The 11,149-nt window shown below is 71.2% G+C and carries 7 protein-coding genes and 1 pseudogene; 2 read left to right on the plus strand and 6 right to left on the minus strand.

Going from position 1 to position 11,149, the window contains the following annotated elements; translation table 11 throughout:
• Positions 1-114 precede the first annotated feature (114 nt).
• The 3 genes and pseudogenes from mrdA to MUK52_RS13675 form a co-directional block, all read right to left on the minus strand.
• A pseudogene (mrdA, locus tag MUK52_RS13665) lies at positions 115-2,181 on the minus strand (penicillin-binding protein 2); the annotation flags it as partial.
• 61 nt (positions 2,182-2,242) lie between these two features.
• On the minus strand, positions 2,243-3,700 hold the full coding sequence (locus MUK52_RS13670) for an aldehyde dehydrogenase family protein (RefSeq protein ID WP_114053534.1): 1,458 nt from the start codon (positions 3,698-3,700) through the stop codon (positions 2,243-2,245).
• Between the two features lie 86 nt (positions 3,701-3,786).
• Complete coding sequence (locus MUK52_RS13675) at positions 3,787-4,665, minus strand: Sco1979 family transcriptional regulator (protein ID WP_114058389.1); 879 nt, start codon at positions 4,663-4,665, stop codon at positions 3,787-3,789.
• A 351-nt stretch (positions 4,666-5,016) separates the two neighbouring features.
• Between MUK52_RS13675 and MUK52_RS13680 the strand changes: the two genes are divergently transcribed.
• Positions 5,017-5,535, plus strand: coding sequence for an ATP-binding protein (locus tag MUK52_RS13680; protein ID WP_114053533.1), 519 nt, complete (start codon positions 5,017-5,019; stop codon positions 5,533-5,535).
• A 130-nt stretch (positions 5,536-5,665) separates the two neighbouring features.
• On the opposite strand, the gene MUK52_RS13685 is transcribed toward MUK52_RS13680, so the two are convergent.
• Both MUK52_RS13685 and MUK52_RS13690 read right to left on the minus strand, forming a co-directional pair.
• Complete coding sequence (locus MUK52_RS13685) at positions 5,666-5,902, minus strand: DUF397 domain-containing protein (RefSeq protein ID WP_114053532.1); 237 nt, start codon at positions 5,900-5,902, stop codon at positions 5,666-5,668.
• Positions 5,903-6,060: 158 nt separating this feature from the next.
• The gene (locus MUK52_RS13690) at positions 6,061-7,236 is read right to left on the minus strand and encodes a DUF2786 domain-containing protein (RefSeq protein ID WP_284576481.1); all 1,176 of its coding nucleotides are present in this window, start codon (positions 7,234-7,236) and stop codon (positions 6,061-6,063) included.
• A gap of 166 nt (positions 7,237-7,402) precedes the next feature.
• Between MUK52_RS13690 and MUK52_RS13695 the strand changes: the two genes are divergently transcribed.
• The gene (locus tag MUK52_RS13695) at positions 7,403-9,124 is read left to right on the plus strand and encodes a bifunctional 3'-5' exonuclease/DNA polymerase (protein ID WP_114053531.1); all 1,722 of its coding nucleotides are present in this window, start codon (positions 7,403-7,405) and stop codon (positions 9,122-9,124) included.
• 3 nt (positions 9,125-9,127) lie between these two features.
• Here the strand turns inward: MUK52_RS13695 and MUK52_RS13700 are convergent, their stop codons facing one another.
• Positions 9,128-10,339, minus strand: a complete 1,212-nt coding sequence (locus MUK52_RS13700; RefSeq protein ID WP_284576486.1) for a serine hydrolase domain-containing protein — start codon at positions 10,337-10,339, stop codon at positions 9,128-9,130.
• Positions 10,340-11,149 lie beyond the last annotated feature (810 nt).

Consider the following 11,149-nt stretch of genomic DNA (forward strand, 5'->3'; position numbering starts at 1 on the left):
CCGCCTTCTGTGCCGTGTGCCGTCCTGCTGACACCCACCACGTTAGGCTCCGATGCGGTCAGGACGTGTCCTATTTGACGAGGCCGGGGGCGGCCGCGCGCGTCAGGATCCGTTGTCCGGGCGGATCGCGGGAAGCTCCGTCATGGGCTTGGGCAGGAGGGCCTTCGACAGGTCCTGGGCGCCCTTCTCGTCGAGCCCGTACATCGCCTCGTAGATCTTGCGGACGGCCGGTCCGGAGGCGCCCGAGCCGGTGCCGCCCTGGGAGATCGTCATCACGATCGCGTAGTCCTCGGTGTACGAGGCGAACCAGGAGGTGGTCTGCTTGCCGTGCACCTCGGCGGTGCCCGTCTTGGCGTGCATCGGGATCTGCTTCTGCGGCCAGCCGCCGAAGCGCCAGGCCGCGCTGCCGGAGGTGACGACCGACTCCAGGGCGGCGTCCACGTCCTTGAGCAGCTTGGCGTCCATGGGGAGCCGGCCGCGCTCCTTGGGTGCGATTTCCTCGACGGAGGTGCCGTCCGCGCTGACGACGGCCTTGCCGATGCTGGGCTGGTGCAGCGTGCCGCCGTTGGCGAGGGCCGCGTACACGGAGGCCATCTGCAGGGGCGTGACGAGGGTGTCGCCCTGGCCGATGGAGTAGTTGATCGCGTCGCCCTCGCGCAGCTGGTTGCCCTGGCGGCAGTTCTCGTAGGCGATCCGCTCGGCGAAGGTGCCGTTCTTCTTGCCGTCGCGGCACCAGGCGGCCTTGTTGGCCTCGAAGAAGTCCTTCTTCCACTGCCGGTCGGGGACGCGGCCGCCGACCTCGTTGGGCAGGTCGACGCCGGTCGGCTTGCCCAGGCCGAACTGGTGGGCCGTTTTCAGGAACCAGTCGGCGGGGTCCTTCTTCGGGTTGATCCCCCCGTCCTTCTTCCACTCCCTGTCGGCGAGGTAGTAGTAGACGGTGTCGCAGGAGACCTCCAGGGCGCGGCCGATGGTGATGTCGCCGTATCCCTGGGACTCGAAGTTGGTGAAGGTCTGCCCGCCGACCGAGTAGGAGCTGGGGCAGGGGTAGCGGGCGTTGAAGGGGTAGCCGGCGTTGACGGCGGCGGTCGAGGTGACGACCTTGAAGATGGAGCCGGGGGCGGCCACGCTCTGGATCCCCCGGTTCAGGAGCGGGTAGTTGGAGTCCTTGTCGGTGAGGGCCGCGTAGTCCTTGGCGGAGATGCCGCCGACCCAGGCGTTCGGGTCGTAGGTCGGGTTGGACGCCATGGCGACGATCCGGCCCGTCTTGGCCTCCATGACGACGACGGCGCCGGAGTCGGCCTCGTAGTTGCGGTGCGTGTTGCGGTCGTAGCCCTTGCGGGCCTCGATCATCGCGTTGTTCAGCTCGCGCTCGGCGACCGCCTGCACGCGGGCGTCGATGGAGGTGACGATGTTCGAGCCGGGGGTGGGCTTGTCCGCCTTGGCCAGGCCGATGACCCGGCCGAGGTTGTCGACCTCGTAGCGGGTGATGCCCGCCTTGCCGCGCAGCTCCTTGTCGTACGTGCGCTCCAGGCCGGAGCGGCCGACCTGGTCGGAGCGCAGGTAGGGCGAGTCGGTCTTCTTCGCCTTGGCGATCTCGGCGTCGGTGACGGGCGAGAGGTAGCCGAGGACCTGGGAGGTGTTGGCGCCGTCGGGGCCGGCGTAGCGGCGTACGGCGGTCGGCTCGGCCGTGATGCCGGGGAACCGCTCGGCGTGCTCCCTTATCTCCAGCACCTGCTCGGTGGTCGCCTCGTCGGTGATCGGGATCGGCTGGTACGGCGAACCGTTCCAGCACGGCTTGGGGGTCTTGGCGTCGCACAGCCGCACGCTGTTGACGACGTCGTCCGGGTTCAGGCCGAGGACGCCCGCGAGGCGGGTGAGGACCTCCTTGCCCCTGTCCTTCATCTTGCTCAGCTCGGTGCGGCTGGCGGAGACCACCATGCGGGTCTCGTTGTCGGCGAGGGGGACGCCGCGGGCGTCGAGGATCGAGCCGCGCACGGCGGGCTGGACGACCTGCTGGACGTGGTTGTTCTTCGCCTCGTCCGTGTACTCGTCGCCGTTGCGGATCTGGAGGTACCACAGGCGGCCGCCGAGGGTGAGCAGCAGCGAGAAGACGACCACCTGGATGACCACCAGGCGGTTCTGGACCCGGGGCGTCCGCCCCGTCTCCGGAATGTTGCTCACGTGAGGACTCCCCCGAAACGCTGCCCGCCGCCGACTCCGCCGAGTCTAAGGCGGGCGGGGGTCAGAGGGGGAAGGTGCTCCTGCCGTGCTGCACGGAGATCCACTTCTGGGTGGTGAAGGCCTCGACGGTCGACTCGCCGTTCAGCCGGCCCAGGCCGGAGGCCTTCTCCCCGCCGAACGCGGCCAGCGGCTCGTCGCCGATGGTCGAGTCGTTGACGTGGATCATGCCGGTCTCGATGCGCTCGGCGAAGCGGATGCCGCGCTCGACGTCACGCGTGTGGACGGCGCCGCTCAGGCCGTACGGGGTGGCGTTCGCCATGCGGACGGCCTCCTCCTCGCCGTCGAAGACCATCAGCAGGGCGACCGGGCCGAAGATCTCCTGCGTGAGCAGCGGGGAGTCCTCGGGGATGCCCGTGAGCACGGTCGGCTCGACGAGGTTGCCGCGCGTGGCGCCGCGGACGAGCGCCCGGGCGCCGGAGGCGACGGCGCGGTCGACGAGCGCGGTGAGGGCCTCCGCCTGGAAGGAGTTGATCAGCGGCCCGATGTGGGTGTCGGCCTCGCGGGGGTCGCCGGTGCGCAGGGCGCGCACGCGGGCGGTGAACCTGTCGGTGAACTCCTCGGCGATGCGGGTGTCGACCAGGATCCGGTTGGCGGCCATGCAGACCTGGCCCTGGTAGACGAAGCGGCTGAAGACGGCCGCCTCGACGGCGTAGTCGATGTCGGCGTCGTCGAGGACGACGAGGGCGCTGTTGCCGCTGAGCTCCAGGACGGTGCGCTTGAAGTGGCGGGCGGCGACAGCGCCGACGTGCCGTCCGACGCGGTCGGAGCCGGCGAAGGAGATCACCTTCGGGACAGGGTGGGTCAGGAGGGCGTCGCCGATCTCGGCGATGTCCGTGACGAGGACGCTCAGCAGCCCGGCGGGCAGGCCGGCCTCCTCGAAGATGCGGGCGATGACGCCGCCGCCGACCACGGGCGCGTTCTGGTTGGGCTTGACGACGACGGCGTTGCCGAGGGCGAGCGCCGGGGCGGCCGACTTCATGGTGACGAGGAAGGGGAAGTTGAAGGGGCTGATGACGGTGACGACGCCGACGGGGAGGCGCTGGACGCGGCTCTCCTTGCCCGGGACGGGCGAGGTGAGGATCCGGCCCTCGGGGCGTACGGCGAGCTGCATCGCCTCGCGGATGAACTCCTTGGCGAGGTGGATCTCGTACTCGGCCTTGGGACGCGTCCCGCCGAGCTCGTCGATCATCGCCTCGACGATCTCCTTCTCGCGCTCCTCGGTGATCCGCAGGGCCCGCTCCAGGACGGCGCGTCTCGCGTAGGGGCTGGTGGCGGCCCACTCGCGCTGCGCGCGCTCGGCGGCCCGGTAGGCCTGGTCCACCTGCTCGACGGTGGCCACGGTGATGGCGGCGAGCTTCTCCCCGTTGTACGGGTTGACGTCGATGATGTCCCAGGAGCCGTTGCCGGCCAGCCAGGTGCCGTCGATGTACTGGTGAGCCAGGTCCTCGAATATGGACATGCCATCCCTTACTGCGAGCGCGCACCCGGGCGCTGCACCCGAGACCGTTCGGTCATGCACTGATCAGACGTCATAGTACGTGCGGATCAAGACAGTTGGAGGAGGCCGCGCAGAAGATCCCGGGTCTGGCCGGGGTCCGGGCAGTCGGCCTGGAGCCGCTCCATCGCCCGCTCGTACTGCGCCACTTCCTCGTCCTTGTCCAGGTAGAGGGCGCTGGTGAGCTGTTCCAGATAGACGATGTCCTGGAGGTCGGACTCGGGGAACCGCAGCAGGGTGAAGGCCCCGCTCTCGCCGGAGTGGCCGCCGAAGGAGAACGGCATCACCTGGAGCTGCACGTTCGGCCGCTGCGAGACCTCGATCAGGTGCTCCAACTGGCCCCGCATGACGTCCCGGCCGCCGTACGGGCGGCGCAGCGCGGCCTCGTCGAGCACGGCGTGGAAGACGGGGGCGTTCTCGGAGACGAGGACCTTCTGCCGCTCCAGGCGCAGCGCGACGCGGCGCTCGATCTCCGCCTTGCCGGCGCCGGGCATGCCGCGGCTGACGACGGCGTGCGCGTAGGCCTCGGTCTGGAGGAGGCCGTGCACGAACTGCACCTCGTAGATGCGGATGAGGGACGCCGCCCCCTCCAGGCCGATGTAGGTCTGGAACCAGCCGGGCAGCACGTCGCCGTAGCTGTGCCACCAGCCCGCCGCGTTGGCCTCGCGGACGAGGCCCAGGAGGGACTCGCGCTCGGTGCCGTCCGTGACCCCGTAGAGCGTGAGGAGGTCTTCGACGTCCCTTGCCTTGAAGCTCACCCTTCCCAACTCCAAGCGGCTGATCTTCGATTCGGATGCGCGGATCGAGTAGCCGGCCGCCTCACGGGTGATGCCGCGGGATTCTCGGAGTCGCCTGAGCTGTGAGCCCAGGAGGATGCGGCGCACCACGGAACCGCCTGCTTCTGCGGTCACTAGTCCTGCCCTCCCCATCGCCATGGATACGCGTGGTCTGCGCGTGTGTGCTGCATCGCTGGGCCCCCGTGTCCCCAGGGCTCGCAGTCTGCCACCAAAACGCATCGGCCCGTACTCGTTCTGTAACGGAATCCGGGCTGCCGTAGAAGAAGTCCGTAAGTGTACGTAGGAAGAAATGAGCAAGAACCATCACGGGTGGGGACAGGTCCGGCGCGTGCACGTGCATCTGCCCTTGCATCCAGCTTCTGCATTCGGAACGATGGTGCCGCGCACCTGCGTGCTCTTCGCGCCGGCGCCGGACCGACCCACCCCGCAGTTCTTTCTGGACGCAAGCCGCCGCCACGTCCGCGAATCCCGGGAGTGCCTCGCATGGGGACGAATGGATCGACCATGCTCGAGCCGTTACGGCAGGGCCTGCCCCCGGTCGACCCCACGGCTGTGTCCGGGTCTGCCTCCTGCTCCCTCCCCGCCCGCTTCGAGGCGGTGCGCGGGGCCCGTACGTTCACCCGCTCGACGCTGGCCCAGTGGGGCCTCGACGAGCGCTTCGACGACGTGGCCCTCGTCGTCTCCGAGCTCGTCACCAACGCGCTGCGCCACGCCCTTCCCGGGGACCCGCGGCCGCCGGGGGCGGGGAGCGGAGAGCCGGAGGCCGCCGTGCGGCTGCACCTGATGCGGTGGAGCTCCCGCCTGGTGTGCGCGGTGCGCGACCCCAGCGAGGACCGGCCGGGCGGCACGTTCGAACCGGAGCACACGGAGGAGAACTGCGACCTGGAGTCGGGGCGCGGACTGTTCCTCGTGGACGCCTACAGCGACAGCTGGGGCTGGCACCCGCTCGCGGGCCGGCTCACCGGCAAGGTCGTGTGGGCGCTGTTCATGCTCCCCGAGTAGGCGGCGGCGCGGCGGGGCAGGGGTTCCGCACGGCGCACCGGCCGGGATCGATCATGAACGATCGATCCCGGCCAGTGCACGTGCACGGCTGGATCTGTGGCACCGTTCCAGAGTCTTCCGAGCCCGGCCCTCAGTGGATCAGGTGGTCGAACTCGCCGTCCTTGACGCCCAGGAGGAGCGCCTCGATCTCGGCCGGCGTGTAGACGAGAGCCGGTCCGTCCGGGAACCGCGAATTGCGCACGGCGACGGCGCCGCCCGGCAGTTTCGCGAACTCCACGCAGGAGCCCTGCGAGTTGCTGTGCTTGCTCTTCTGCCAGGTCACCCCGTCGAGTTCTGCAGCTGCCATCCCGTTGTACGCGTGGTCCACAGGAAGCCCCCGATAGTGCAGATGTCAACTCCACCGGATCATAGCTGTGTTCACGGGCGCCTGCATGGGCAGATGCACGTGCACGCGGAGGGTGCTGCCCCGGTCACGGTGAGGGGCAACGGAACCAAACCCTCCGCTGACGGGGCGGCAACAGAGGGCTACGGAGCCAGCGGACGGCGCCGCGCGCCGTCCGCCACCCTGGCCTGATCTGCGGCGGCCGTCCCGTCGTTCCACCCGTCAAGGTCGGTCGCCCCGCGCAGCCGGGTGCTGACGGTCTTCGGGAACATCTCGTCGGCCCGGGCGGTGACGGCGACATCGCGGGCCACCAGCGCCGGCAGGTTGTCCGGCGCCCCGCCCGCCGTGTGCTCCGCCGTCTCGGCGAGCCGCTGGCCGAGCCGACTGGCGTAGGCGAGCAGGAACGACTGCCGGAACGTCTTCGTACGCTTGCGGCCGCCCGCCCGCTGCCCGGCCTCCGCCCGCGTCATGGCGGCCGTCCCCTGCACGAGCAGCGAGGTGTACAGCAGCTCCACCGCCTCCAGGTCGCTCTCGAAGCCGACCACCGTGGAGAACCCGAAGGCGCTGTTCCACACCGCCCGGCACCGGTTGGCCCCGGCGACCGCGTCGAGCAGCACCGCCTTCGCCTCCTCGTACGGCGGCTCCACCCCGATCCGGCAGGCCGACGGCGCCTGCACGGGCGCCTTGCCGCTTGCCGCGAGCAGGGCTTCGTCCACGGTGTGCCGGGCCATCAGCTCCTGCGCCTTGGCACTGAGCGCCTCCGCCTCCTCCGGGTACGGGGTGGCCTCGGCCTTGGCCAGGAGCGCCCGGATGCGGCCGAGCATGCGCGGCTCGATGTGCACGTGCGCGAGGGCATCGGCAGCAGGGTCCCCCGGCACAGGGGCGACCGGCTCGATCGCCGGAAGCCGGATCAGCAGCCGGAACACCTCCAGCACGGCCGTTGCCAGCGAGAACCGGTCCGCCCTCTCCCGCCGGGCAAGCCGCTCCCCGTACCCGGAGTCGTCGCCCCACCACACCTCGGCGGCGGTCCACCGCTCGGGCAGCCGCGCATAGCGGCGCGCCTCCGCCGCGACCAGATCGGCGGTGATCCGCAGATGCCGCTCGGCAAGGTCCCGCCGCACGAGCCGCATCACGTCCGCGGGCTGCCACCCCCGCTCCCAGGCCTGCCGCAGGTACCCCTCGCCCCGTGCGAGCAGCTCCCGCGCCACCCCGCCCCACTGCTGCCCGTCGGCAGCCAGCAGCGAGGCCCCGGCATCCAGCCCGGCATCCCCCTGCCCATAAAGCGCCAGCTCACAGCCCCGCTCAACAATGCCCTTCACCCCACCACCTTCCCACGCCGCCGCCCTCGCCCCCGCACCCCGATCCCCCGCACCCCGACCGCCTCCACCGGTCAGCGCGGGCGGGCCCCGCGGCCGCAGGCGGCAGCCGCGGCACACGGACCGAGCCGCAGCCCCGCTGTCAGCCCCCGGTGGGACACTCGCATGCATGAGCGACCCCGCACCCCGTTGGGCCCTGGCCGAAGACGCCGAGGGCCACTGGCAGGCGGCCGCCCTGACCCCCGCCCCCACGCCCCCCGTCCGCGTACGCGACCCCGCGGAGGCCGTCCGCACCGCCCCCGCCGGGACCCGCTGGATCTGGCGCTCCACGGCGGCCGTGTACCCCCGCCTCCTGGCCGCCGGCCTCCGCGTCGACCGCTGCTACGACATCGAGGTCGCCGAGCTGCTGCTCCTCGGCCACGAGGGCCGATCCGGCGAGCCCCGCTCGGCCGCGGCCGCATGGGCCCGCCTCACGGGTGCGCCCGTACCGCCCGATCCTCCGGCGCGCGCGGCAGCGCCCGGCGCGCAGGACTCCCTGTTCGATCCGCAGCCCGCGCCCCTTCCCCTCGATGCGCTGCTCGCCGTCTACGAGGACCAGACCCGCCGCCACGGCGCCGCCGCCCACCCGGACCGCATGCGCCTGCTGACGGCCGCGGAGTCGGCGGCGTTCCTGATCGCGGCGGAGATGCACCGCGCCGGCATGCCGTGGCGGGCGGACACCCACCGCGCCCTGCTCACGGACCTGCTGGGCGAGCGCTACGCAGGCGGCGGGGAGCCCCGCCGCCTGGCCGAGCTGGCGGACGCCGTGTCCGCGGCGTTCGGCCGCCGCGTCCGCCCCGACCTTCCGGCGGACGTCACGAAGGCCTTCGCCCAGGCGGGCATCCGCCTGACCTCGACCCGCCGCTGGGAGATCGAGGGCCTGGACCATCCGGCCGTCGCGCCGCTCCTCGCGTACAAGAAGCTGTACCGCATCTACACCGCGCACGGCTGGGCCTGGCTCCAGGACTGGGTCAGGGACGGCCGCTTCCGTCCCGAGTTCGTCCCCGGCGGCACCCTGACCGGGCGCTGGGTGACCAACGGCGGCGGCGCCCTGCAGATCCCCAAGGTCATCCGCCGGGCGGTCGTCGCGGACCCCGGCTGGCGCCTGGTCGTCGCGGACGCCGACCAGCTGGAGCCGCGGGTGCTCGCCGCGATCTCCCGCGATCCGGCGTTCATGGCGGTGGCGGGCCGCGCGGAGGACCTGTACACGGCAGTATCCCGCCAGGGCTTCTCAGGCGACCGGGAGATGGCGAAGATCGCCGTACTGGGCGCCGTGTACGGCCAGACGTCCGGCGACGGCCTGAAGAACCTGGCTGCGCTGCGCCGCCGCTTCCCGCAGGCGGTCGCGTACGTGGACGAGGCGGCGCGGGCCGGCGAGGAGGGCCGCCTCGTGCGGACCTGGCTGGGCCGCACCTGCCCGCCGCCCGCACGCTCCGGCCCGGCCGGCGAGGACCCGTACGGCGAGGCCGGCATCCCGCAGGAGCCGGACACCCCTCCCGCGGACGGGACTCCCACCCGGAACGACGCCTGGACTCCGAGCTACGCCTCGACGAACACCCGGGCCCGCGGCCGCTTCACCCGCAACTTCGTGGTGCAGGGCAGCGCCGCCGACTGGGCGCTGCTGATGCTGGCAGCGCTGCGGCAGTCGATCGCGGCCGCGGGGATGCGGGCGGAGCTGGTGTTCTTCCAGCACGACGAGGTGATAGTCCACTGCCCGGCCGAGGAGGCGCAAGCGGTCGCGGAGGCGGTCCGCGCGGCCGGCGACCGCGCCGCCCGTATCGCCTTCGGCGACACTCCGGTCCGCTTCCCGTTCACCACGGCGATCGTGGAGTGCTACGCGGACGCCAAGTGAGGATCACTTCCCGGCGGCGGGCTGAGCGGGCAGCGAGAAGACGTTGTCGGGAGACACGATCCTCGTGATGGCCTCGCCGAACAACGTGCTCGGCTCCTCCCCCTCGGCGGAGATGTCGGTGTTGAGCAGCACCACCAGCGTCGCCTGCGCCTCCGGCAGGTACAGGGTCAGGGACTGGTAGCCCGGCAGGGACCCGTTGTGCCCGACCCAGCCGTGGTCGAGGAAGATCCCCAGCCCGTACCCCGTCCCGGGCAGCGCCGGATCCACGTCAAGCCGCTCCTTCTGCGTCTCCGGCTCCAGCAGCGTGCCGGTGGCGACGACGCGGGCCCACTTGCGCAGGTCGGCGAGGTCGGAGTACATGGCTCCGGCAGCCCACCCCCACGACGGGTTCCAGTCGGCGGTCTCCTCGACCTTCCCGTCGGCGGTCTGGTCGGTGTACCCCTGCGCGTGCGGCGTCGGCCACGCGGCACCGGGCGGCAGCGCTGTCCGCTTCAACCCGGCCGGCCTGACGACCTCATCTGCAAGGAAGTCACCCAGCCTCCTCCCGCTCACCTTCTCGATGACGAGCCCGAGCAGGATCAGGTTGGTGTTGCAGTAGTCGAACTTGGCGCCCGGCTCGAAGAGCACCGGATGCTTGAACGAGTACGCGAGCAGCTGCTGCGGCGTGAACGGCCGCTGCGGATCACTGGTCAGCGCCTTGAAGAACCCCTCGTCCTCGGAGTAGTTGAAGAGCCCGCTGCGCATCCCGGCGAGCTGCCGCAACGTGATCCGGTCCCCGTTCGGAACACCGGATACGTACTTCCCGATGGGATCGTCGAGCCCGACCTTCCCGTCATCGACGAGCCGCAGCAGCGCGGTGACCGTGAAGGTCTTGGTCTCGCTCCCGATACGCATGTACAGACCGGTGTCCATGGGCGCCCCGGTCGCCTTGTCGGCAACACCGAACGTACGGACGTACTCGCCCTTGCCGGGCGCCGACACGGCCACCATCACCCCGGGCACCCGGGCGTCGACCATGACCTTCCGCACGGCATCATCCAGCTGCTGCGCCACGGCGGGCGTGATCCGGACGACATCCCCGTCATCCCGCACGGGCGCCGCAACACGAGTCGGCGCTCCCGCCTCCAGGGCGTACCCGGGCGCCCCGCCGAGCGGCACCGCCACGAGCCCCGCCGCGACCACTCCCACCGCCGCCTTGCGCCACCGTGTCACCATCCCGGCCTCCCAAGCAGAGCCCCTTCCACGCTAGCCCCGCCCCCCACCCCCGGCGACCGCTGCCCACCACATCGGGCCGCGGAGGCGCAGGTAGAACGGCCTGCGCCCATCGGGCCCAAGGCACAGAAAAAGCCCAGGTCAGAAGCATCTGACCTGGGCTGTATCCGAGCCGCCTTCGGGATTCGAACCCGAGACCTACGCATTACGAGGGCCCGCAAGATCATCCCGCCTGGTGCCGGGCGGTACCGCAGAATCCCGTTTCCCCAGGTCAGAGACTTCCGACCATGACCACCATGACGCTGGGTCCACCCTAGTGCCACCCAGTCCGCTCACGCAGCGCTCACGCAAGATCGGCCAGTGGCAGCCCTGCGGGCCCTCTGTTCCTCCTCCCAGGGGGAGTAGGGCAAACGGTGCGGGGCTCATCTCAGCCAAGCAGTTCGGTGGCTAGCTGATCCAGCTCCCTGGCATTGGAGGAACCTCAACGGTGGCTTTCTGATCACGTAGGTCGTGTACCGCTGGCCGGATACCAGCGCCATCCAGGACAGGCCACCGGCCGGGACAGGCAGCTCCTGCTGTATTCCAACTCCCGTCGAAGACGCTCACGGCCCACCCTTCACGTGATCGCGGCTGTACGGAACACTGAGCGTATGCCGGGGTGGCGCGCACCGCCGTACGAGGCATGCTGGCCGGCCGCCCGCCCAGCGGGCCGACATGCGGGACACCTCGGTGCAGGGCCCCGAGCACTGATACGTCGCCGGGGGGAGAGACCGCTCAGCTTCTTCGCCGACGCGGTGCGCCCCAAGCAGGGCC

This window comes from Streptomyces sp. 2P-4 (assembly GCF_030167965.1).
Taxonomy (GTDB): domain Bacteria; phylum Actinomycetota; class Actinomycetes; order Streptomycetales; family Streptomycetaceae; genus Streptomyces; species Streptomyces globosus_A.